The sequence below is a fragment of the Haloferax sp. KTX1 genome, from assembly GCF_902410085.1.
Classification (GTDB): domain Archaea; phylum Halobacteriota; class Halobacteria; order Halobacteriales; family Haloferacaceae; genus Haloferax; species Haloferax massiliensis.
Window position 1 is genome coordinate 68,368 of the sequence record NZ_CABPRH010000002.1, and the last position, 22,806, is coordinate 91,173.

Below are 22,806 nucleotides of genomic sequence, written 5' to 3' on the forward strand. Positions count from 1 at the left end.
GTCTCAGTACAGCTCGCGGAGCTGCTCGGTGATCTCTACTTTGAGGTCCTCGATGTACGCCTCCCAGTCTTCCTGCACACCGATGCGGTTCAGCCGGGGAGCCGCCTCGATGGCCTGAATCTCTTCGACGGGGACGCCGGCTTCGAGCGCCTTGAACGCCTCGTCGTTGAACGCGTGGATGGCGGTGAGGATTCCGTACGTCTTCTCGGGGGAGCAGTACGTGTCCGTCGGGTGGAACGCGTTCTGCTGGAGGTACGCCTCGCGGAGGTAGCGAGCGATTTCGAGGGTCAGCTGCTGGTCCTCCGGCAGGGCGTCCTTACCGACGAGCTGAACGATCTCCTGCAGTTCGTTCTCCTCGTCGAGCACGTCGACGGCCCACTGGCGCTCTTCGGCCCAGTCGTCCTCGACGTTCTCGACGAACCACGGGTCGAGCTGCTCTTGGTAGAGCGAGTACGACTCGTTCCAGTTAATCGCCGGGAAGTGACGGCGCTCTGCGAGGTCCGCGTCGAGCGCCCAGAACGTCTTGACGATACGCAGGGTGTTCTGCGTGACCGGCTCGGAGAAGTCGCCGCCCGGCGGCGAAACCGCGCCGATGACGGAGACGGAGCCTTCCTCGCCGTTGACGGTCGTGAAGTAGCCGGCGCGCTCGTAGAACTCGGAGAGACGCGCGGCGAGGTACGCGGGGTACCCCTCTTCGCCGGGCATCTCTTCGAGACGCGACGAAATCTCGCGCATTGCCTCCGCCCACCGGGAGGTGGAGTCGGCCATGAGCGCGACGTCGTACCCCATGTCGCGGTAGTACTCCGCGATGGTGATGCCGGTGTAGATACAGGACTCGCGGGCCGCCACGGGCATGTTGGACGTGTTCGCGATGAGGCACGTCCGGGCCATAAGCGGGTTGCCCGTCTTCGGGTCGTCGAGTTCCGGGAAGTCCTCGATAACCTCGGTCATCTCGTTGCCGCGCTCGCCACAGCCCACGTAGACGACGATGTCCGCGTCGGCCCACTTGGCGAGCTGGTGCTGGGTGACCGTCTTCCCGGAGCCGAACGGACCCGGAATCGCGGCCGTTCCGCCCTTCGCGATGGGGAACAGGCCGTCGAGGATGCGCTGCCCCGAGACGAGCGGTTCGCGCGGGGTCTTCTTCTCGGCGGCGGGGCGAGCCTGACGCACCGGCCACTCTTGGTGCATCGTGATCTCCTCGCCGTTGCCGAGTTCGACGACCGTCTCGGTGACGGCGAACTCGCCTTCCTCGACGGCGACGACTTCGCCGCCCTCGAAGTCCGGCGGGACCATGACCTTGTGTTCGATGGTCACGGTTTCGGGGACCGTCCCCACGACGTCGCCGGGGGCGACCTCGTCGCCCTCGGAGACGGTGGGTTCGAACTCCCACTCCTTTTCGAGGTCGATACCCGGCGCGTCGACACCGCGGTCGAGGAACGCCGAGTTCATCTTCGACTCCAGCACGTCCAGCGGACGCTGGACGCCGTCGTAGATGGCGTCCATCATCCCCGGACCGAGGTCGACGGTCAGCGGTTCGCCCGTACTCTCGACGGGTTCGCCGGGACCGACACCGGAGGTCTCTTCGTACACCTGAATAGTCGTGAGGTCGCCCTCGATTTCGATGACCTCGCCCATCAGCCCTTCGTCGCCGACGTAGACGACGTCGTTCATGCGGGCGTCGAGGCCACGGGCGGTCACGACCGGACCACTCACGCTTGCGATGACACCGTCCTCGCGAACGGAATCTTGTGTTGCCTGACTCATGTTTGGTTATTCGTCCATCAGATCGATACCGATTGCTCTCTTGATCTGGTCACGGAGGCCGCTCGCGCCGCCGGAACCGCCGAGCGTCACGAGCGTCGGCTCGATGCTGCGCTCGACCGACTGCCGGGCGGTACGCGAGAGGTGGTCGAGGTCGTCTTCGTGCATCACGATGATGCCGACGTCCTCGTCCTCCAGCGTCCGCGTCACGGCCTCGTCGAGTTCGTCGTCCTTCGCTTCGTCCGGGACGTTCTCGAACTTGCGGACACCCGCAAGCCGAAAGCCCGTGGTGAAGTCCGGACTGCCGATAACTGCGATTTCCTGGCTCATATGGTGACCAGCTCCTCTTCTATTGCATCGGGGTCCAGCCCGGCCTCGCGGCCGCGGGCGATCGCCCGAATGTTGTCGACCTCGCGCTCCTTGGCGAGGATGTACGAGACGATTGGCGTGACAGAAAGCGGGAACACGTAACCGAGCGTGTCCGCGTACTCCAAGAGCGCCGCGTCGAGGGCGCGCTCGAAGCCGATGAGGCTGTCCGCCTCTTCGAGGTCCGAGAGGGCCGACGAGAGGCGGTCGCCGTACCGGCTGTCACGGATCTTCGACACCAGTTCGTCCGGACTGGTCGCCAGCGACGCGATCTCCCCGGCGCGGAACAACGCACCGCCCTCGATGAAGTAGTCCACGGGGTCGAGGTCGGTGCCGCTGCGAGCGATTCGGAGCGCGTTGCGGGCGTTTCGGAAGTCTATCTCCGCCTGGAGGAACTCGTGGTACTGCTCGGTTTCCTCGCTGACGACGAGCCCTTCGAGCAACTGCTCGTAGAAGGCGCGGTCGACGGCGTTTTCGAGCGGAACGAGAACGCCCACAGTCTCGAAGTCGTCGTACGCCTTCGCGAGTCCCTCTCCGAAAACCGTCCCCGACAGCTGTTCGACGACCTCCTCGATCTCCGTCGCATCGAGCAGACGCGAGATGAGGCGGTCGCTGAACTCCCCGGCGCGGATGAGGTCGGCTTCGACCTCCTCGCGGGGGGTGTCGGAGTAGAGGCCGCGGATAATCGTCTTGACGTTCCACGCGTCGAACTTCCGGAGGTAACGCGCGATGAGGCCGTAGAGGCGGCCGCCCGACCAGTCGAGGATGTCGTTGAACTGCTTCGCCAGGTTCTGGTTCAGCGCGTACTCGATGAGGTCGACGCCGGAGAACCGACTCCCGAGGGCGTTGATCTCGGTCTCGTACTCCGAGTCCTCCATGAATCGGGCGATTTCGGCCGGACTCATACGGACCAGTTTGCGGTAGTCCTCTTCGCCGAACAGCGCACTGCGCCGCGCTCGAACACGAGCGATAACGTATTCGGGATTCGAGCCGCCAGCAGTGCTCATTGGTCGTCGAACAGTCGCGTGCTCACTTCCTTCAGGTTGTCCTCCCAGACTGTGTCGAGGACCGAGTCGAAGGTGTTGTTCACCCGAACGCGCGAATTCGTGCCTTCGACCACGACGCCACCGAGGCAGTCGCGCTCACCGGCAAGTTCGTAACCGTCGTAATTGGAGAGGATATCTTCGAGGAGGCCAGCGTCGGACGCACGGCCGTAGACGAGGACCTCGTCCTCGTCTTCGAACTCGACGGAGGCGGCGTCGAGGAGCGTTTTGGTCAGCTCCTCGCGTCGGTCGCCCTCAAGTTCTGCGAGCTCCGTCTCGACCTGCTCGCGGACGCGCTGAAGCACGTCGCGGCGGGCGCTCAGCCGGGCCTGCTTGGCTTCGAGCTTCGCGCTGGAGAGCGCCTGTTCGCGCTCCCGTTCGAGTTGTCGCTCCACTTCGGCCTCGCGCTCTTCGACGAGCGCTTCGGCTTCGGCCTCGGCTTCGGAACGAATCGTTTCGGCTCGTTCTTCGCCGGCCTCTTTGATTTCCTCCGCACGTGCGCGGGCTTCGTCTCGGATGTCCTCAACAACGTTGTCCAAACTCATGATGGGAAAGAGAGGGGGTGCTTAGGCCGCGAAGACAACGACCAGCGCGAGGATGACGAGGGTCTCGGGGAGAACCGTAAGGATCAGCCCGTTGACGAAGAGGTCCTCGTCTTCTGCGATGGCGCCCATCGCGGCGGAACCGATGCCACGCTCCGCGTAGCCGGCGCCGAAGGCGGCGAGACCGACGGCCAGGGCCGCCGCAGCGTCGGAGGTAATAGCGGGTGAGGAAGCGGCTTCACTCTGCAGTACAGTCATGAGGGGTTCGATTGCTTCAATCATTGTGTGTTCCTGAGTACCGGATTGTCGTCTCCGAACGTCCGTATGTGCTGGCAGCCGTATCATAAAGGTTCCCAAAACGTTCGGAGCAGTCTGTCTACGACGGTGGAATCGTCGTCATTGCAAAAGCAGTCGCTCCGAACGGACAAAGTCAAAAAAGGACCGATTAGAGGGTTAGTCTTCGGTCGTGAACTCGCGGTCGTAGCCGAACGGCATGTACTCGCGACCGCCGCCCTCGAAGAACTTGTTGAAGAACTCGACGTATTCGAGACGCACGGCCTGCAGGCCGGCGCTCGTGACGCCGAGCGCGAGGACGACGAGGTGGCCGACGACGAGGACGAGCAGCCCGCCCACGACGCCCGCGGCCCCCGAATGGAAGAGACCGCCGAACATGACTTCGGTCACCTCGTGGCCGTGGTACATATCGCCGACGTGATACATGTGGCCCAGGCCGAAGTGCCACTCCGCCTCGCTCCCTTCGCCGGTGACGAACACGCCGAAGACGAGCAGGTTGACGGCGAACGCCATCGACGCCTTCGCGATGAGGACCGCGCCGAGACGCGTGTACGACAGGACGTTCGACAGCGGGGCGGCGAACTCGACGAGTTCGGCCAGTTCGGCCATCCCGAGGAGCACCGCACCGAGGATGTACATCCCGAAGCCGACCCAACCGACGGTGAACGAGAAGCCGGAGAAGCCGAGCGGGATGAGCCCGTCAGCGGCGAACGTGGTGAACAGGAACTCCGGCGGGACGCCACCGAGCGCGTCGCTGAAGATCCAGATCCACAGCCCGTTCAGCATGAGGATCCACGAACCGCTTTCGAGGACCGCCTCCTTCGCGCCGTGGAGCTCGTAGCTCTCGACGAAGTCGAAGATGTAGCCCACGTTGACGTGGATGATACCGACGACGACGCTCACGGTGAGCCAACCGAGTGCCCACTCAGCGGTGGCCGGCGACAGCCCCTTCTCGATGGGCGGGTGCGACAGCCCGAGCATCCCCTCCCAGAAGTACTGGGTGATGAGGTGGAAGCCGAATATCTCGCCGTAGAGGATGCCGAACAGCGTCGTGAACAGCCCCGCGGCGAGGGTGACGCCGCCCATGCTCTTGAGCGCGCCGTCGTCGAACTTCGAGTAGAGGAAAAAGCCGATGGCGGTGTAGATGACACCGTACCCGAAGTCACCGATCATGAACCCGAAGAACGTCGGGAACGTCAGGAACAGGATGATCGTCGGGTCGAACTCGTAGTAGTTCGGGCGGTTGACCGCCTGAACGAGGAGTTCGAACGGCTCGACCGCGCCGCCGTTCTTCTGGACGACCGGCGGGTCGTCGCTGGACATCGAGACCGTTCCGCCGTCGGTGGCGGCGGCCGCACTACCGCTCTCGGCGACCTCTTCGCGCGCGTGGTCGTGCCCGTCGCGCGAGAACTCGGCGCGTTCGATCTCTTCGACGTCGACGTGCTCGCCGACGGCGTCCTTCAGCCCGGTTGCGAACTCGTTGTATCGCTCGGTGGGAATCCAGCCCTCTGCGACGAAGGCGTTCTCGGTCGTCGCGAACGACAGCGGCGCTTCCGTCTTCTGGACGTCGATCGCCAGTCGCTCCTCGGCCGCGAGGAGGAACTCGCCCTCTTCGACGGCGATGTCGTTCAGTTCGGACTCGACGGTGTTGAGCTTCGATTCCAGCTCGCGCTTCTGCTGCTGGAGGTCCTGGATGTAGTCTTCGGGACTCCCCTCTGCGTCCGGGATTTCGAGCGTCGCGAAGTCCGTGCCGACGAGGGCGTCCACGAGCGCCGTCTCCGACGCGTCCTCCGTGGGACGGCCGAAAATCGCGTGGGTCCGCTCGCCCGAGAATATCTCGTAGGCGTTGATGTCGTCGGCGTCGACGACCGCTCGCTCGACGGTTTCGACCTTCCCCTGACCGACGACGACCTGCAGGGACTCGTAGCCCGAAAGCAGGTCGAGGTCGATTCCGAGGTCGACGAACGGCTCCATCGCGTCGACCTCTTCGTCGATGTCGTCGAGGCGGCTCCGCAGTTCGGAGCGACGGTCGTCCAGTTCGTTGACCTCGGTGCGGATCTCTTCGAGGGGCTCTTCGAGCGCGTCGTCCGGGACGATGCGCTGGCGGCCGGCCTCGGTCTCTTCGACGCCGAGGATGCTCTTGAGCGAGCGGATGGTGACGAGTTTATCGGAGGCGCTCTCGGCGCCTTCGATCGGCGTCCCCGTCTCGAATCCGAACTCCTCCCGCCACGAGCCGTCGTATTCGGTGACGTGCAGCAGTCGGAGGTCGTGGGTAGCTTCGATGACCTCGGGCATGACGCCCTTCGAACCGGTCACCGAGACCTTGCTCATCTGCTCAGGTCTGAGCATCAACCGCCTCCTCGAATTGGCCGATGGCGAACTCGACCGCGTCGTCGATGTGGTCTTCCGCCTCGGCAACTAGTTCGTCGCGGGCCTCCTCGCCTTCTTCGAGGATACGTTCTCGCTCCGCCTCTATCTCCGCGCGTCCCTCCTGTAGACGCTCGGATTCGAGTTCCGCGGCCTCTTCTTCGGCCTCGGAGCGAATCTCATCGGCTTCGCTACGCGCCTCCGCGACGAGTTCCTCACGTTTAGCCTCGGCCTCTTCAACGATGTCGTCGGCCTCCTGCTCGGCCGTTTTGATTCGTTCGAGAACCTCTTGTCTCGGCATACTCGTATCACAGGAACGTTGCACAAGCGCTGTATAAGGTGTTTGCGGAAAGTTTGCGACAGACCCCCGAAAGGCGCGACCGAGACCCCCCTCGAACGCCGACTCGCGCGGCGAATCCGCACCGTTATCATCGGTGAGTCCTAATCCCGGCGCGATGGGAGTCCTCGAAAACAAAGCGCGGGCCCGCCTGTTCTACAAGTACCTCTCGAAGGTGTACGACCGGGTGAACCCGTTCATCTGGAACGAGGAGATGCGCGACGAGGCGCTGGAGATGCTCGACATCCAGGAAGGCGACCGCGTCCTCGACGTGGGCTGTGGCACCGGCTTCGGAACCGAGGGACTGCTCCGCTACACCGACGACGTTCACGGCCTCGACCAGAGCGTCCACCAGATGCAGAAGGCGTGGGAGAAGTTCGGCAAGAACGACGAGGTCCGGTTCTACCGCGGGGACGCCGAACGGCTCCCCTTCGCCGACGACGCCTTCGACGTCATCTGGTCGTCCGGCTCCATCGAGTACTGGCCGAACCCGGTCACCGCGCTCGAAGAGTTCCGCCGCGTCGTGAAACCGGGGAACAAGGTGCTCGTCGTCGGCCCCGACGACCCGAAGTCCGGCGTCTTCCAGAAACTGGCGGACGCCATCATGCTGTTCTACGACGAGGAGGAGGCCGACCGGATGTTCGAGGCCGCCGGCTTCGTCGACATCGAACACCACATCCTCCAGCGCCAACCCGGTAGCCCGCGGGCCATCGTGACTATCGCGCGCGTGCCGGAGGAGTAAGGGCCCGACCACACCCGTTCGACTCGGGCGCTCGTTTTCGCCGCGGCCGACTCACGACGCTCTCGCTTCGAGCGCCGCGACCGGCGTGTCGCCGTCGAACACGCGGACGGTCACCGTCGCACCCGGTTCGATGTCCGGGTCGTTCGTCCCCGCGAGTTCGAGCGTCGCCGTCTCGCCGACGGTCCACCGGGAGTCGGCGGCGGCGTTGAACGGGCCGGTCGGACCGGGTCGGAAGCCGCTGGCCGAGAAGAACGGCACGGGCGGTTGGTGCGCGAGCGGCTCTCCGTCCACCGAGATGCGAACCGCGAGCGAGTCCACGTCCAGCGGCGCGCCGCCCTCGTGAACCAGCGACAGCGTGTCACCCGAGACGGACAGCGACAGCGCCGTGGGCCGCGTCGGGGTCGGCGAGGAGTCGGCCGCGTCGAACGCCGCCGCGCCGACGGCAGCCGCGACGACGACCACGAGGCCGATGAGGAGCACGCTCCCGAGGAGCACGGACGAGCCGCGGGTCGAGTTGCGGAACTGGCGAGGCATCGAGACGGGGTGGCCCCGTCATGGGATAAGAAGCTCCGGTCAACCGTCGGCGGGCGGGCCGGCGGGGCCGCTCTGCGAGACCGTCGAGACGGAATCGGTCGACTCGGCCGACTCGGTCGGCGTCGACGTGACCGTCGGAGACGTGTCGTTTTCCGCGGCGGTCGCGTTCCCCGCGAGGTAGGGCATGGGCGTCGGCGAGGTCGTGAGCACGACCGCCGAGTTACCTCTGATGACCGTGACGGTGTAGGGCGCTGACGGCGAGACGGTCCAAATCGTCCCGTCGGACCCGGTGTGGCCCAACAGCGTGCTCTCCTGAGTGGCTTCGAGTCCGATCGTGACGTTCGCGTCGACCGGGTCGCCCGACTCGCTTTCGTTCAACCCGATGCGAAGCGGTCCACCGGGATAGGTCCGGTCGACGGTGAGCGCCAGCCCGTCTCTGACCCCGGTGGCGGTGTCACGGGCCGTAATCGATTCGAGGGGGCGCGTCTGCGACTCCTTGAACACCCGTCCGGTTCCGGCGTCGACGTACGCGGTCAACTGACCGTCCCTGTAGTTGATGCGCACGCGGTGGCTGTCGCCGGCACTGATGACGTTGGTCCCGTTCTGCGCGGCGCGGCTTGAGTAGATCGTCGGGTAGTCCTCCGCGACGATGTCGAGCGCCTCCTCGTAGGAGACCGTGTTCCGGTCGCGGTTGCGGAGGTCCGCGCGGTAGGCCTCGCGGACGTACTCGCCGTCGGTCACGACACTGAGAACGACCCCGGTCTCGCTCGTCCGCACGGAGAACCGCGCGGAGTCGGACTGGCCGGTCACGACCGAGACGGCGTGCCTCCGAACCGGACCGGTGAACGTATCGAGTTCGCGTTCGAGCGCCGCGAGCCGCCCGGAGCTAATCGAGAAGTCCGGCGTCTCGGTCGTGATGTCCCGGAGGGCGACGCGCCGCTCGTCGAGTTCTCGCGCCTCGGCGTCGATTCGCGCGAGTTCGATGAGGAGGTCTCGCGCGGTGATGTCGTCGGCGTTGAACCGTTCGATAGCGGAGCGCTGCGCGCTCTGGAGCGCAATCGCGCGCTGCTCGATGCTGTTTAGCTCGTCGAGGATGAGCTGTTGTCGCGTGCTGTCGTCGGTCGCGGACTCGATGCGCTCGATGGACGCGCCCGTCCGAATCTGGCCGCCGGCCCTGAGAGCGGAGAAGTCGAGGGACGGACCGAGGTCGACGTGGTGGGCTTCGACCGTCGACCGAACCAGCGCCGACGACGGGATGTCGAGGACGTGCGTGGTCTCGTTGGACGGCGACTCGACCTGTGCGGACACCTCCCCGTCGGGAGCCATCGAGCGAGTCGAACCGTCGGCGGGACCGACCGCGCCGAGCACCGGCGACGCCACGAGGAGCATGACGACGACGAGCGGGAGGGCCTTCATCGCCGTGAGGGTACACGGCGGCGGTACTAAAATGACCCTCTTGACGCTGTCGGCGTCGGCGACGGCGGGAGAGCGCATCTCGGCGGCGTCTGACACTGTTGAATCGATGGAAAGCGTTTTCATCGCCGGATGAAACGGATTTACGTATGCGGAGCGCCGCCCTCATCGTTGCCCTCCTCACCATCGTCGCCGGCGTCGCAGCACCGGTGGCGGCCACAGACGCGGCTGCTGCCGGTGCGCAGAGCGCGGACACGGTCGTCGGCGTCTCCGCCGTGAATACGCGTGCGGGCGCGGACAAGATAACGGCCTTCGGGCGTCCGTCGGTCGTCGCCCAGCAGACGAGTCTCGAACGGTCGCCGCAGACGGAGATCTCGATTCGACTGCGTGCCGACCGCTCCGCAGACTGGCGAATCGAGATGCGCTACGAGCTCGACACGCGAAACGAGACCGCGGCGTTCGAGGAGTACGCACGGGAGTACGAACAGGGAACCACCGACGTCGGTCCCGACGCAGCGTTCTTCGGACGCGTCAGTCAGATGGCCGCCGAGCAGGCCGGCCGGTCGATGACGGTTCAGAACGCGACGACGAGGGGCTACGTCGAAAACGAGACGGGCGTCCTCGTGTTGACGTTCACCTGGACCAACTTCCTAGAACAGACCGACGAAGGACTGCGCCTCGGCGACGCCCTGTCGGCCGATGACGGCGAGACGTGGCTCACGTCGCTTCGGTCGAATCAGAACCTCACGATTCAGACGCCGCCCGGACACGCCGTCAGCGACACGGAGCTTCCCCTGGAGAACAACGCCGTCGTCGTCGAGGGGCCGCGGACCTTCGAGTCGACCGACCAGTTGACCGTGGCGTACGTCTCGACGGGCACGGACCAGGGTGTCCCGTGGGCGCTCGTCGGCGGCGGTGCCGTCATCCTCGCGGCGGTCGTTGCGGGCGTCGTCCTGTTCACCCGGCGGCGGCCGAGCGGGACGGAGCCGGCCGGAACGTCGGTGACCCCCGAGCCGCGACAGGAGTCGGTGTCGGAGCCGACCGACGAGCCGGCGCCGGACGACGGCGACGGCGAGGAGTCCGACGACGACGTCGACCTCGACCTGCTCTCGGACGAAGAGCGGGTCGAACTCCTCTTGGAACGGAGCGGCGGGCGCATGAAGCAGGCGAACATCGTCAAGGAGACCGGCTGGTCCGACGCCAAGGTATCACAGCTCCTGTCGGCGATGGCCGACGAGGAACGCGTCGAGAAGCTTCGGCTCGGCCGCGAGAACCTCATCTCGCTCCCCGACGAGGACGAGGACGACGAAGCGGAGTAATCGAACGACTGCGGTGCGGACGGCCGCGGTGCGAAAACGTTTATTCGCCCCGGTCGGTAGTGAACGTTGATGAAAGTTCTCGTAACCGTCAAGGAGGTCGCCGAGGTCGAAGAGGACTTCGAGCTCGACGGGCTCAGCGTGGCGGACCAGTACCTCGACTACGACCTCAACGAGTGGGACGAGTACGCGGTCGAGGAAGCCGTCCAAATCGCCGAGGAGAGCGACGACGACGTGGAGGTCGTCGCCGTCACCATCGGTCCCGAGCGGTCCGAAGAGACCATCCGGATGGCGCTCGCCAAGGGCGTCGACCGCGCGGTCCGCGTGTGGGACGACGCGCTCGACGGCGTGGACCTGCTCGACGTGGGCGCGAAGACGCGCCTCCTCTCGGCGGTCGTCGAGGACGAGGACCCCGACCTCGTCCTGACGGGCGTGCAGGCGAACGACGACAGCTTCGGCGCGACCGGCGTCTCGCTCGCCTCGGCCATCGGCTTCGAGTGGGCCGCGGTCGTGAACGCCCTCGACCTCGACGCAGAGGGCGGGGTGGCGAACGTCCGCCGCGAACTCGAAGGCGGCGTGGAGGAGCTCACCGAAGTCGACCTCCCCGCGGTTCTCACCATCCAGACGGGTATCAACGAGCCGCGGTACGCGAGCCTGCGCGGGATTCGGCAGGCTCAGTCGAAGGAGATCAAGCCGCTCGCGCTCTCCGATCTCGGTCTCGACGCCGCGGCGGTCGAGTCCGACCTCGTCCTGACCGACGTGTACGAGCCGGAGACCGAGTCCGACGCGACCTACTTCGAGGGCGACGCCGGGGAGCAGGCCGCCGACCTTGCGACCGTCCTCCGCGAGAAGGGGGTGGGCGCGCAATGAGCGACGTGCTCGCCGTCGTCGAGCACCGCCGCGGAAGCCTCCGCGACGTGTCGTTCGAACTCGTGACGGCCGGTTCCGACCTCGTCGGCGACACCGGCGGCGACCTCCACCTCGCGGTCGTCGGCGGCGACGTGGACGCCTTCGCCGAGGAGCTCTCGCTCGATGGCGTGGACGCGATTCACACCGTCGCCGAGGGCGACGAGTTCAACCACGACGTGACCGTGCAGGCCGTCGAAGCGCTCGCCGGGGAGCTCGACCCCACGTACGTCCTCATGGGCAACACGGTCAACGGCCTCGACTACGCCCCCGCGGTCGCGGAGCGCCTCGACCGCCCGCTCGTGACCGACGCCATCGGCCTCCGGAACGACGGCGGCCTCGTCGTCACCCGCGAGATGTACGCCTCGAAGGTCGAATCGACCGTCGAGGTCGACGCCGACCGCGCCGCGGTCACCGTCCGCCCCGGCGAGTGGGACGCCGCCGAGGAGCCGGGCGAGCCCGCCATCGAGGCGTTCTCGTTCGACCTCGACGAGTCCCGCGTGCGCTCGCGCGTGACCGGCTTCGAGGAGGTCGGAAGCGGCGACGTGGACATCACCGACGCCGACGTGCTCGTCTCCGTCGGCCGCGGCATCGAAGAAGAGGAGAACATCGAACTCGTGCAGGAACTCGCCGACGCGCTCGGTGCGACGCTGTCGTCGTCGCGGCCCATCGTCGACAACGGCTGGCTCCCGAAGGACCGGCAGGTCGGCCAGTCCGGGAAGGTCGTCACGCCGAAGTTCTACATCGCAATCGGCATCTCCGGGGCCGTCCAGCACGTCGCCGGGATGAAGGGTGCGGAGAACATCGTCGCCATCAACACCGACCCCGACGCGCCCATCTTCGACATCGCCGACTACGGCATCGTCGGCGACCTCTTCGAGGTCGTTCCGGAACTCATCGAGCAGTTCGAGTAAGTAAGCGCGCCGACCGCGTTTTTGGTCCAGATATTTCCGGACGCGAACCCGTGAGCGTCCGGAAACACGCGCCTCCTCGCTCACGGTGCAAAACGGGGTGGACGAGCATTGATTTCGCGTCAGGGAACCCGAACGAGCACACAATCACGTCCTTTATAATCGGTCAGAAATCGGCGGCGACGACCGTTCCCGCGCTCGGTTTTCGGAAATCCGGTACGTACTTCCCTACCCAACCCTACGAACCGACAATGGAATACCTGGAGCGCCGGGTCACGATGGTAAACGACCGCCTTGAGGAGGTCGTCTCGGCGGTCGAGCCGTCGGAGCTCGCCGACCAACTCGACCACGTCGCTCTCGCGGGGGGCAAGCGCGTCCGCCCCGCCGTGACCATCCTCGCCTGCGAGGCCGTCGGTGGCAGCCCCGAGGACGCCGTCGACTTCGCGGTCGGCGTCGAACTCGTCCACAACGCCTCGCTCGTCGTCGACGACATCATCGACCGGTCCGACATCCGCCGCGGCACGCCGAGCGCGTGGGCCGAGTACGGCTACGGGCCGGCCATCATCGCCTCCGACGGCCTGCTCGGCGAGGCGTTCGCCCTCCTGTCGTCGTCCGACCGCGCCACCCGCATCGTCGCCGAGTCGATGGTCGAACTCGGCGAGGGCGAGGCGACCGAACTGGTCGCGGTCCCCGGCAACGAATCCGAGTACATGCAACTCGCCCACCGAAAGACGGGCGCGCTGTTCCGCGCCGCGGCCGAACTCGGCGCGGTCGCCGCGGGCGGCGACGCCCACGTCGTCGAGTCGTTCGGCGACTACGCGGCCCGCGTCGGCGTCGCCTTCCAGATTCGCGACGACGTGCTCGACGCCACCGCGGACGCGGAAGAACTCGGTAAGCCGACGGGGCAGGACGCCGAGATGGGCCGACCGTCGCTCGTGCAGGTGACGGACCTGACCCCCGAGGAAGCGAACCGCCGGGCCCGACAGCAGGCCGACGAGGCGCTTTCGGCCCTCGACGCCTCGGGCGTCGACGACTCCGAACCGCTGGAGTATCTCCGCGACCTCGCGGAGTTCGTCATCGTCCGCGAGAGCTGAGGTCGACTTCGAGTTTTCTGCGCCGCAGAATCAGCTGGAGCGACCGCCCGCGACTGCTTACGCCGGTTGCTCGCTTTCGCCGTCGGAGCCGGTGGGATACCGGGACTCGGCCACCGCGAACGTGAGCGTGCTCAGCACGCCGAGGAGCGTGCCGACCGTGAGCGCGACGGCGAGGCCGGGGAGGTAGAACTTCTGGACCCCGGCGACCCCCTCGGGGAGGAAGAAGCCGGACAGCGCGTACAGCACGATGGCGATGGCGAACACGTAGAACGGCGCGTTGAGGTAGCGCCACTTGAATCGGTCGTGGAGGTACTCGTCTGTCACCTGTCCGAGGCTGCTCGTGATGCCGGCGGCGGCGAACCACTCGACCGCGCCGTGGACGAGCGTGGCGAGGATGAGCCCCGGAGCGGGGTCGCCCGCGACGCTCTCGGAGACGGTTTCGAGGAGTTCCACCCCGCGGACGCCGCCGACGACGAGGAGCGCCGCGGCCGCGACGTAGGTGATGATGGTGACGCGGCCGGCGTAGAGGACGTTCCGCGCGCGGTTTGCCGCCTCGTCGACCGCCGATTCGAGGCCGAGGCCGCGGAACAGCGTGTACAGGCCGAGGAGCGCCGAGATGAGGCCGAGGACGACCGCGCCGGGCACGTCGAAGAAGCTGGCGATGGTGACGAAGGGGTAGATGAGAAGCAGGATGCCGAGCGGGACGAGGATGGTCCCGCGGGTCTCGGGGTCGGCGAGCACCTGCTTCATCGTGTAGTACATCGATTCGAGGTTCTGGGCCTGCCTGACGACGACCCGGCGGACCCCGTCGATGGGGACGCGCGAGCGGATGACCGGGAGGACGGACTCGTCCTGTGCGCCGTCGGTGATGACGATGGCGTGGACGGGCTCGCCGGTCGAGAGGCTCGCGAGGACGGTGTCTATCTCGTCGCCGATGGCGCGGTTCGCCTTCACGTCGCTGCCTTCCAACCCGGTGACCGCCGCGACCTCGACTTCCTCGTCCTCCGATTCGAGCAGTTCGTCGTGGACCTGAATGCCCTGAAAGAGGACGTTCACGTCGGAGTCCTCCGGGTCCGCGGTGGCCAGCGCCACCGCGGCCTCCTCGACGCGCTGTCGACCGACGACGGGCGTCGACAGCCCCGTCTTGCGGCCGAGGTCGTCGTCGAGGTCGACACAGAGGACCAAGAGCATCGTTGACTCCTATGCCACGGGGATATATCTGCTTTCGGGGGCGCGGTCGCGGTGGCGCGGTCCGTCGGTCTCGCGGAGCGAGCGGGCGACCGCCGCGACGCTATCGCGACCCCCTCGCGGGCCGCGGCCAGTCACTCCGTCTCGCCGGCCTCGCCGACGGGGTCGAAAAGCACCTCGAAGCGCGCGCCGGTCGCGCCGTCGACGGCCCGGATCGCCCAGCCGTGGGAGTCGGCGATCTGCCGGACGATACCGAGCCCGAGTCCGGTTCCGTCGCCGTCTTTGGTCGAAAAGCCCGAGTCGAAGACGCGGTCGCGGATCGACGGCGGGATGCCGGGGCCGTTGTCCTCGACGAAGAAGCCGCGGTGCGACGGGAGCGCGCCGACGCGAATCACGAGGTCCGAGTCGTCGCCGGTCGCGCCGGTGCGACCGCCCCGAGCGTGTTGGAGCGCGTTCCGAAACAGGTTCTCGAAGAGGCGCGTCGCCCGGCTCTCGTCGGCTTCGACCACCGGGAGCTCGCCGATTTCACAGCGGACGTGGTCGACGTTCGACGAGCACATCTCCCAGCCGGTGGCCGCGGAATCGGCCAGCGAGATCTCCGACGCGTCGAGGACGGAACGCTCGTCGCGGGCGAGAGAGAGCACGTCTTCGACCACGTCGGCGATGCGGCGGTGAGCGCGCTCGACGTGGTCGAGGTGGGAGTCGTCGTCGAGCTCGCGGGCGAGTTCGAGCCGGCCCTGTGCGACCGCCAGCGGCCCGCGGATGTCGTGCGAGAGGACGCGGGCGAAGGCGTCGAGCCGGGCGTTCTGCTGGGCGAGTTCGCGCTCGTGACTGATGCGTTCCGTGAGGTCGGAAACCACGCCGATGATGTTCGTCACGTCGCCGTGCTCGTCGAGGAGCGGGACCGCGCGGGCGTTCGCCCAGCGGATGGTGTCGCTTCCCTCGGGGAGGAATCTGAACTCGAACTGGTACTGCTCGTCGGCGACACCGTCTCGGATGTCGGCGAACATCTCGTCGATGGCCCGTCTCAGTTGGTCGCGGTCGTCGACGTGGATGAGGTCGAGGAACGAAAACGGGTCCTCGTAGAGCAGCGACACGTCTCGTCCCCAGGCGTCTTCGAACTGGTCGTTGATGTAGATGACGTCGAACTCGGTCGGCTCCGAGATGAACACCATATCCGGGAGCGACGAGATGATCTGTCTGGTGAGGCGCTCGGAGCGCCTGAGGAGCCGTTCGGACTCCAGTCGGGCCGTGACGTCCATCGCGGTCCCGACGACGACCTGCTCGCCGTCGACCGTCGTCCGCTGGCCGGTGATTTCCAGCGTGGTCAGGTCGTCGGCGTTGTCGCGGACGCGGACGGTGTACGACATCGATTCGACGCTCCCGTGCGACCGGTCTCTCAGGCTCTCGTCGACGATGGCGCGGTCTTCCTCGACGATGAAGTCGGTGATAGGTCGGTCGACCACCTCGTCTGTGTCGTAGCCGAGCAGGTTCGAGAGGTACTCGTTGACGAACTCGACTCGACCGTCTCGAATCACGTACAAGCCGACGAGCGACTGGTCGGCGATGACCCGGACCCACTCGTGCAGTTCGTCGAGTTCGGTCGACTGGCGGGCCGCGACGCTCGCCTTCGAGATGCGGTGCGCGAGGACCGCGAACTGGGCGTCGGTCGACCGCTTGTCCACCACGTCGGTGACGCCGGCGGCGAACGCCTCGCTGACCACGTCCTCGGAGTCGAGTCGGGTGAACAGAATCACCGGCGGCGGGTTCGGCGACTCGCGGACGCTGAGCAGGGTGTCGAGGCCGGCGGTGCCGTCGAACCCGAACTCGGTGACGATACAGTCGAACGGCGATTCGGCGTGCGCCTCAAGCGCCGCCGTCGGGTCGGCGACCGCCGCGACGTCGAGGTTGTCGCAGCCGTCGAGCGCCGCCACCGTGTCCGCGACGGCCTCGGTGTCGTCGACGATGAGGACCCGAATCGGACCCTCAGCGCGGGTGACGGGACCGAGAGACATGGCGTACTGTCAGACACATACAACAATAACCGTACCGGCGAGCGGGAGGTGCTCCGGGCGAAGTCGGACGCCTTTTGACGATGCGCCAAGTACAGTTCCGTAATCGAATGATCTCGAAGGGATGCGAGCAGTGCGCCATGGGCGGGAAGATGGTGCTGTTCGTCTACGGGTACTGCGACCAGCGCGATTGTTTCTACTGCCCGCTCGGCGAGAATCGCAAGAACGTCACCGACGTGTACGCCAACGAGCGGAAAGTCGAGTCCGACGCGGACGTCATCGAGGAGGCCAAACGCATGGACGCGCTCGGCTCCTCGATCACCGGCGGCGAGCCGCAGGAGGCGCTCGACAAGACCTGCCGTTACATCTCGCTTCTCAAAGACGAGTTCGGCGAGGACCACCACATCCACCTCTATACGGGTATCACGGGCGGCCGCGAGAACATGCGCCGACTCGCCGAGGCCGGCCTCGACGAGATTCGCTTCCACCCGCCGCTCGAACTCTGGGGCGACATGCACGGCACCGAGTGGGAGGACATCCTCTACATCGCCCGCGAGGAGGGCCTCACCCCGGCGTTCGAGATTCCGGGCATCCGCGCGGAGCGGGAGTTCCTCGACTTCCTCGACGAGGGGGCCGCGGAGTTCTGCAACATCAACGAGTTCGAGATGTCCGACGGCAACTACCGCCGGATGCAAGAGAAGGGCTACGAACTGCAGGACGGCCACATGTCGGCGGTCGACGGCTCGAAGGAGGCCATCCTCGACGAGATGGGCGACCACGAGCGCGTCTACTTCTGTACCTCCGTGTTCAAGGACGCCGCCCAGCACAGAAACCGCCTGAAGCGCATGGCTCGCAACCTCCGCCGGCCCTTCGACGAGGTGACCGACGACGGCACGCTCGTCTACGGCAAGACCTACACCCCCGCCGAGCGCTTCATCGAACTCGGCGTCCCCGACGAGTTCTACAGCATCAAGTCGAACCACGTCGAGGTCGCGTGGTGGCTCCTCGAAGAGATGATCGAAGACGGCGACGTCGACGACGGCGAAATCGTCGAGCAGTACCCGACCTACGACGGGACGGTCGTCGAGCGGACGCCGCTGGCCTGAATCGGGCGTTTTTGGTCCAGATTTTCACGCGCCGTCACGACCGATAGCGGCGGTTCGGTGTCCGGGTTCTCGCGAGCGCGACGAACAGGCTCGGCGTGAGCGCCGCGGCCACGGCCGCGGCAGTCGTCGGCCCGAGGGGGAGACGCATCGCGACGCCGATGCCCGCGACCGCGACGCCGACGAACACGCCCGCGGCGACCGCGGCGCGCTGTTGGCGATGGGTCGGTCGAAAGCCGCGGGCGTCGGCGTAGAGCGCCCCCGAGAGCCCGAGGACGAATCCGAGAAGCGCGCTCGTCGTCCCGAGGCGCGGGGCGAGCGCGAGGAACGCCGCGCCGACGACCGCACAGCAGGCGAGCGACGCGACCGGGGAAAGCGGGTTCGCGTCCGCGCCGAAGCGGACCGCGTAGGCGACGGGGGGAAGCGACACCACGACGGCGGCGAACAGCCCGCCGAGCGGCTCGACCGTCGCGCGTTCGAGGACGGCGGTCGCCGCGGTCAGGAGCCCGATGGCCGCGCCGAGACCGAGGACGACCCGCGGCGGGAGCGCCTCCGAGGGGTCCTCGGACCGGAGGACGCCGAAGGCGGCGAAGGGGTAACAGACGACGGCACCGAAGAGAAGCGGGCGAAACAGCGCCCCCGAGAGGACCGCCGCGGAGACGGTCGCAGAGAGGCCGAGGAAGACGCCGATGAGGAGCGCGAACTCGGGGACGCGTTCTGCCATACCGCGGAGTTCGAGCGCGCGACGGAAAGCGTTTCGGCGGCCGGCGGGCTACCCGCAAGCGTTTAGAGTGCCCCTAGTGTACCTCCCCGCATGTCCGACTGTCCACTCGCGGACGACTGCCCGAGCTTCTCAGAACGAATCGCGGGCATGGGGTGTCAGTACTACAGCGACCGGGGGGGCGCGGAGTGGTGCGACCACTACGAACGGCCCATCTCCGAGCTCAAACAACAGCCGGTCAAGCCGGGCGAGGAGGTCATCGTCACCGTCGAGGACATCCACGAGAGCGGTGCCGGCGTCGGTCGGACCGAAGACGGTTTCATCGTCTTCGTCGACGGGCTCCTGCCTGACGCGCGCGCCGTCGTCCGAATCGACCAGGTGAAAGGGAGCCACGCCCGCGCGAAGAAGATCGTCGAGCGCCTGCCGATGGACCCCGACGCCGAGGATATCGAATCGGGTGAAACCGCGGACGCCGACGCCGAATCGACGGGGAGCGGTCGCGACGGCCCGAAGCGCCCCGAGGCGCTCGGGAGCCGAGACAACTTCTGGGGCGAGTAACGCCGAGTCGTCGGCGGCGTCCCGTGGACAGTCAGCCTGCTGTATCTTTTTTCACCCCCGAGACCTACCCCGAGGTATGAGCGACGCCGGACGCGACGACGAGACGGTCCCCGACGTAGACCAACTCCTCGACAGGGCGGGATTCGACCCGGAAACGAGCGTGCTCACCCGGAGGCAGGCGGAGGTGCTCGCGCTGCGCGAGCGGGGGGTCCGACAGTCGACCATCGCCGACTTCCTCGGCACCTCGCGTGCGAACGTCTCCAGCATCGAGGCCAGCGCCCGCGCCAACGTCGAGAAGGCCCGCGAGACGGTGACGTTCGTCGACGCGCTCACCGCGCCGGTCCGCGTCGAGGTGCCCGCCGGGAGCGACCTCTACGACGTGCCCAAGCAGGTGTACGACGCCTGCGACGAGGCGGGCGTGAAGGTGAACCAGACCGCGCCGGACCTGATGAAAATCGTCTCCGACGCGGCCGGCGACGCGGTGGAGGGACGAGAGATCAAAGAACAGCTCTTCGTCGGCGTCACGAGCGACGGGCGCGTCCGGGTCCGCCGGCACGCCGACGGCGTCTGAGCCGCGCTCGCGTCCCGCGGCGTCCGTCCCGCGGCGTCCGTCCCGCCTGTCGCGTCTCCGAGCCCAGCGGCTCGGTTCACCACACGTCGTGCCGCGAGGCCCACGCTTTTGCTCGCGGCGGCCGTCGCCCCTCGCATGGACCTCGGACTCGACGGCGACACGGTCGTCGTCACGGCGAGTTCGGCCGGCCTCGGGCGCGCGAGCGCCGCGGCGCTGGCCGACGAAGGAGCGAACGTCGTCGTCTGCGGGCGCGACCCCGAGCGCCTCGCGGCGACCGAATCGGAACTGGGCGACCTCGACGGCGACGTGCTCGGCGTCGAGACGGACATCACGAGCAAGGGCGACGTCGAGGCGCTGGTCGAGGCGGCCGTCGAGGAGTTCGGCGGCGTCGACCACGTGGTCACCTCGGCCGGCGGTGTGCCGCCGGGCGGGTTCGCCGACCTGACCGAACAGGAGTGGTACGGCGCGTTCGACATGCTCGTCATGAGCGCCGTCTGGACCGTGCGGGCGGCGCGACCGCACCTCGAAGCGAGCGACGCGGGCACGATTACCTGCATCACCTCCACCTCTGTCAGGGAGGTCATCGACGACCTCATCCTCTCGAACGCGGTCCGCCGCGGCGTCATCGGCCTCGTGAAGTCGCTGTCGCGCGAACTCGCGCCGGGCGTGCGGGTGAACGCGGTGCTGCCGGGCGCACACGAGACGAGCCGCATCGAGGAACTGGTGGAGGCGGCCGTCGAGCGCGGCGACCACGACACCTACGAGGAGGGACTGGACTCGTGGTCCGACGGGATTCCGCTGGGCCGCGTCGGCGACCCGCGCGAACTCGGCGACGTGGTCGCGTTCCTCGCCAGCGACCGCGCGAGTTTCGTCACCGGGGCGTGCGTTCCGGTCGACGGCGGGCGACTGCGGAGCGCCTGAGTCGCGCCTCGCCGGTCACGGCGCAATTTTTGAGGGGGATACCGACGCCGCCACGTCCCCGTGGACCCGCGACCTGAGCGCGAGGTGCGAGATTCCCACGAGGAGCAGGCCGGCAAAGTATGCGAGAAGCGCCGCACCGACGAGACCGGCGTTTAGGTCGATGCCGGCGACCGACGGAACGTTGCCGCCGTAACGCTCCCAAGCCACGGGGCGCGTCGAAATCACGGCGAAACAGCCGTAGGCCACGACGCCGAGCGCGAGTTGAAACAGGTGCGGAACGTCGGCCAGCGACAGCCGCCCTCCCCTCCCGCGCTCGTCGCCGAAGACGCCGCCGCGGACGCGTTCGTGTCTGAACGGGGAGTCCGACGACCCCGCGAGCGCCGCCTCGATGACCGCGAGGTGCTTCGCCACGAAGAGCATCTGGTTGTGAGTGAGAATCACCTCGACGAACACGAGACCGATGAGAATCGGGACCATCCCGAGATACACGAGGTGGCCGGCGTAGAGCGCGTAGCCGATGACGGCGGCGATGGCGGCCATCAGCCCCTGAATCCGCCTTCCCTGTTGGTCGATGAGGTCCTGTTTTTCGCTCTGGAGGCACTCGTACTGCGTCAGTAACTGCTCGGCGCGCTGCCGTCGGTTCGGGAGGTAACGGTCACTCATACTGTCAATCCGGCTGAACTACGCGGAAAAGAACGGTTCGGTCAGAACATCTCTTTCCGCTTCAGCCGCGAGACGACCTCGCGGACCCTCTGCGCTCGTTCTTTCGGCACGACGAGCACGCGGTCGTCCCACGCGACGACCGCGAGGTCGGAGACGCCGACGAGCGAGACGTTCGCGCCGTCGGTGGCGACGACGTTGTCCGCGGCGTCCACGAACACCGGGTCGTCGCCGAGCGCGACGTTGCCGTCCTCGTCGGCGGCGGCGATTCGTTCGAGGGCGTCCCACGAGCCGAGGTCGTCCCACTCGAAGCCGACCGGGACGACCGCCGCGTCGGCGGCGCGCTCCATCACCGCGTAGTCGATGCTGACGGCTTCGACCGCCTCGAAGCCGGCGTCCGTGTCGCCGTCGTCGAGGGCGTCGAGGAGGGGGGAAAGCGGCGAGTCGCGCGCGGCGGAACACAGCGCCTCGGGCGTCCACGCGAACATCCCGGCGTTCCAGAGGTAGCCCTCGTCGACGTAGCGGGCTGCCGTCTGGGCGTCGGGCTTCTCGTGGAACGCGGCGAGGTCGCGGTGGTCGCCGCGGTCCGCGCCGGGTTCGATGTAGCCGTAGCCGGTGTCCGGGCGGGTGGGTTCGACGCCGAAGGCGACGAGCGAGCCGGTGTCGGCGGCGACGCGCGCGCCGCGGGTCATCGCCTCGGCGAAGCCGTCGCCGACGTGGTGGTCGCTCGGGAGGACGACGACGACCGGGTCGTCGTACAGCTCGGCGATTCGGTGGGTCGCGTAGGCGAGCGCCGGGCCGGTGTCCTTGGCCGCGGGCTCGACCACGATCTCGGCGTCGGGGGCGTGGTCGGCGACGTCGTCGGCGAACGCGGGGCGCGTCGAGACGACGACGTGGTCGGCGAAGTCGGCGCGGGCGACGGTCTCGGCGAGGAGGGAGCGGTCGCCGCCGAGCGGGAGGAACTGCTTGGGCCGGTCGCTCCGGCTCGCGGGGTACAGGCGGGTGCCGGTGCCGCCGGCGAGGACGAGCGCGACGAGTGGTCGGTCCATACGTCCCGGTGGCGCTACAGCCTCAAAACCGTACCACGTCGCACTCGCCTCGCCCACCCGCGCCTACCACGTCTCGACTATCCCCTCGCGGATGTCCTCGACGCAGCCCTGGCAGTCGGGGTGATCTGGGTCGAAACAGGCGGGGCGACCCGTCCCGTCGACGGCGACGGCTCGGCGCTCGGCGTGGCGGCGACAGACGAGTTTCGCGCGGCCCTCGCCGTCCCGCGGGAGCGAGTGCGCCGGCGACGGGTCGCGACCGTCTCGATAGGCGCGTTTGGCCTCCTCGTAGCGCTTTCCGGCGTTTCGAGCGGCGCTTCGAATGATGCTTTCGAGACGGTCGTCCATGCCGTCGAGTGCGTGCCCCGTGGCTATCAATTCCTCGCTCGGTGTGACGGTT

General features: G+C 67.4%; 25 protein-coding genes. 10 read left to right on the forward strand and 15 right to left on the reverse strand.

From position 1 onward, the window contains the following. Nucleotides 1–3: 3 nt before the first annotated feature. The 7 genes from FY251_RS04535 to ahaH form a co-directional block, all read right to left on the reverse strand. On the reverse strand, nucleotides 4–1,764 hold the full coding sequence (locus tag FY251_RS04535) for an ATP synthase subunit A (protein WP_148413657.1): 1,761 nt from the start codon (nucleotides 1,762–1,764) through the stop codon (nucleotides 4–6). Nucleotides 1,765–1,770: 6 nt separating this feature from the next. Further along, nucleotides 1,771–2,091 (reverse strand): V-type ATP synthase subunit F, encoded by a 321-nt coding sequence (locus FY251_RS04540; RefSeq protein ID WP_089779662.1) that lies wholly within the window; start codon nucleotides 2,089–2,091, stop codon nucleotides 1,771–1,773. Beyond that, entirely contained in the window at nucleotides 2,088–3,134 is a 1,047-nt protein-coding gene (locus tag FY251_RS04545) for a V-type ATP synthase subunit C (protein WP_148413658.1), read from the reverse strand. Before FY251_RS04545 ends, FY251_RS04540 begins: the two co-directional genes overlap by 4 nt. Further along, nucleotides 3,131–3,715 (reverse strand): V-type ATP synthase subunit E, encoded by a 585-nt coding sequence (locus tag FY251_RS04550; RefSeq protein WP_089779666.1) that lies wholly within the window; start codon nucleotides 3,713–3,715, stop codon nucleotides 3,131–3,133. The genes FY251_RS04545 and FY251_RS04550 overlap by 4 nt, the downstream gene beginning before the upstream one ends. Before the next feature lie 21 nt (nucleotides 3,716–3,736). Further along, the gene (locus FY251_RS04555) at nucleotides 3,737–3,994 is read right to left on the reverse strand and encodes a F0F1 ATP synthase subunit C (protein ID WP_089779668.1); all 258 of its coding nucleotides are present in this window, start codon (nucleotides 3,992–3,994) and stop codon (nucleotides 3,737–3,739) included. A 171-nt stretch (nucleotides 3,995–4,165) separates the two neighbouring features. After that, on the reverse strand, nucleotides 4,166–6,355 hold the full coding sequence (locus FY251_RS04560) for a V-type ATP synthase subunit I (RefSeq protein ID WP_148413659.1): 2,190 nt from the start codon (nucleotides 6,353–6,355) through the stop codon (nucleotides 4,166–4,168). After that, complete coding sequence (gene ahaH / locus FY251_RS04565) at nucleotides 6,342–6,674, reverse strand: ATP synthase archaeal subunit H (protein WP_089779672.1); 333 nt, start codon at nucleotides 6,672–6,674, stop codon at nucleotides 6,342–6,344. Before ahaH ends, FY251_RS04560 begins: the two co-directional genes overlap by 14 nt. A 154-nt stretch (nucleotides 6,675–6,828) precedes the next feature. Between ahaH and FY251_RS04570 the strand changes: the two genes are divergently transcribed. Further along, the gene (locus FY251_RS04570) at nucleotides 6,829–7,452 is read left to right on the forward strand and encodes a methyltransferase domain-containing protein (protein ID WP_148413660.1); all 624 of its coding nucleotides are present in this window, start codon (nucleotides 6,829–6,831) and stop codon (nucleotides 7,450–7,452) included. A 51-nt stretch (nucleotides 7,453–7,503) separates the two neighbouring features. Here FY251_RS04570 and FY251_RS04575 read toward each other — a convergent pair whose 3' ends face one another. Then, nucleotides 7,504–7,986 carry a type IV pilin gene (locus FY251_RS04575; RefSeq protein WP_148413661.1) on the reverse strand — a complete coding sequence of 161 codons (483 nt, stop codon included), beginning with the start codon at nucleotides 7,984–7,986 and terminating at the stop codon, nucleotides 7,504–7,506. Between the two features lie 39 nt (nucleotides 7,987–8,025). Beyond that, on the reverse strand, nucleotides 8,026–9,402 hold the full coding sequence (locus FY251_RS04580) for a hypothetical protein (protein ID WP_148413940.1): 1,377 nt from the start codon (nucleotides 9,400–9,402) through the stop codon (nucleotides 8,026–8,028). On the opposite strand from FY251_RS04580, the gene FY251_RS22450 reads away from it, so the two are divergent. From FY251_RS22450 to FY251_RS04600, 5 genes are all read left to right on the forward strand, one after another. Beyond that, complete coding sequence (locus FY251_RS22450; RefSeq protein ID WP_187367345.1) at nucleotides 9,374–9,535, forward strand: hypothetical protein; 162 nt, start codon at nucleotides 9,374–9,376, stop codon at nucleotides 9,533–9,535. The genes FY251_RS04580 and FY251_RS22450 overlap by 29 nt on opposite strands. Nucleotides 9,536–9,548: 13 nt before the next feature. Continuing rightward, nucleotides 9,549–10,718: a hypothetical protein gene (locus FY251_RS04585; RefSeq protein WP_148413662.1), complete on the forward strand. Its 1,170-nt coding sequence runs from the start codon at nucleotides 9,549–9,551 to the stop codon at nucleotides 10,716–10,718. Between the two features lie 69 nt (nucleotides 10,719–10,787). Then, complete coding sequence (locus tag FY251_RS04590; protein WP_148413663.1) at nucleotides 10,788–11,585, forward strand: electron transfer flavoprotein subunit beta/FixA family protein; 798 nt, start codon at nucleotides 10,788–10,790, stop codon at nucleotides 11,583–11,585. Then, complete coding sequence (locus tag FY251_RS04595) at nucleotides 11,582–12,535, forward strand: electron transfer flavoprotein subunit alpha/FixB family protein (protein ID WP_148413664.1); 954 nt, start codon at nucleotides 11,582–11,584, stop codon at nucleotides 12,533–12,535. Before FY251_RS04590 ends, FY251_RS04595 begins: the two co-directional genes overlap by 4 nt. 248 nt (nucleotides 12,536–12,783) lie before the next feature. Then, on the forward strand, nucleotides 12,784–13,626 hold the full coding sequence (locus FY251_RS04600; RefSeq protein WP_148413665.1) for a polyprenyl synthetase family protein: 843 nt from the start codon (nucleotides 12,784–12,786) through the stop codon (nucleotides 13,624–13,626). 57 nt (nucleotides 13,627–13,683) lie between these two features. Here the strand turns inward: FY251_RS04600 and FY251_RS04605 are convergent, their stop codons facing one another. Next, a complete protein-coding gene (locus FY251_RS04605; protein WP_148413666.1) occupies nucleotides 13,684–14,817 on the reverse strand; it encodes a DUF373 family protein in 1,134 nt (377 codons plus the stop codon). 131 nt (nucleotides 14,818–14,948) lie between these two features. Further along, entirely contained in the window at nucleotides 14,949–16,829 is a 1,881-nt protein-coding gene (locus FY251_RS04610; RefSeq protein WP_148413667.1) for a PAS domain S-box protein, read from the reverse strand. Between the two features lie 107 nt (nucleotides 16,830–16,936). Here FY251_RS04610 and FY251_RS04615 point away from each other — a divergent pair, with 107 nt between their 5' ends. After that, a complete protein-coding gene (locus FY251_RS04615; RefSeq protein ID WP_049904989.1) occupies nucleotides 16,937–17,932 on the forward strand; it encodes a radical SAM protein in 996 nt (331 codons plus the stop codon). 34 nt (nucleotides 17,933–17,966) lie between these two features. Here the strand turns inward: FY251_RS04615 and FY251_RS04620 are convergent, their stop codons facing one another. Beyond that, on the reverse strand, nucleotides 17,967–18,653 hold the full coding sequence (locus FY251_RS04620) for a hypothetical protein (RefSeq protein WP_148413668.1): 687 nt from the start codon (nucleotides 18,651–18,653) through the stop codon (nucleotides 17,967–17,969). Nucleotides 18,654–18,743: 90 nt separating this feature from the next. Here FY251_RS04620 and FY251_RS04625 point away from each other — a divergent pair, with 90 nt between their 5' ends. From FY251_RS04625 to FY251_RS04635, 3 genes are all read left to right on the forward strand, one after another. Continuing rightward, a complete protein-coding gene (locus FY251_RS04625) occupies nucleotides 18,744–19,208 on the forward strand; it encodes a TRAM domain-containing protein (RefSeq protein WP_089779695.1) in 465 nt (154 codons plus the stop codon). A gap of 76 nt (nucleotides 19,209–19,284) precedes the next feature. After that, on the forward strand, nucleotides 19,285–19,779 hold the full coding sequence (locus tag FY251_RS04630; protein WP_089779697.1) for a Tfx family DNA-binding protein: 495 nt from the start codon (nucleotides 19,285–19,287) through the stop codon (nucleotides 19,777–19,779). 135 nt (nucleotides 19,780–19,914) lie between these two features. After that, complete coding sequence (locus FY251_RS04635) at nucleotides 19,915–20,700, forward strand: SDR family oxidoreductase (RefSeq protein ID WP_148413669.1); 786 nt, start codon at nucleotides 19,915–19,917, stop codon at nucleotides 20,698–20,700. Between the two features lie 15 nt (nucleotides 20,701–20,715). Here the strand turns inward: FY251_RS04635 and FY251_RS04640 are convergent, their stop codons facing one another. From FY251_RS04640 to FY251_RS04650, 3 genes are all read right to left on the reverse strand, one after another. Further along, complete coding sequence (locus FY251_RS04640) at nucleotides 20,716–21,363, reverse strand: hypothetical protein (protein WP_148413670.1); 648 nt, start codon at nucleotides 21,361–21,363, stop codon at nucleotides 20,716–20,718. A gap of 41 nt (nucleotides 21,364–21,404) precedes the next feature. Further along, nucleotides 21,405–22,409: a mannose-1-phosphate guanylyltransferase gene (locus tag FY251_RS04645; protein WP_148413671.1), complete on the reverse strand. Its 1,005-nt coding sequence runs from the start codon at nucleotides 22,407–22,409 to the stop codon at nucleotides 21,405–21,407. Between the two features lie 63 nt (nucleotides 22,410–22,472). Then, on the reverse strand, nucleotides 22,473–22,754 hold the full coding sequence (locus tag FY251_RS04650; protein WP_148413672.1) for a hypothetical protein: 282 nt from the start codon (nucleotides 22,752–22,754) through the stop codon (nucleotides 22,473–22,475). Nucleotides 22,755–22,806: the final 52 nt, after the last annotated feature.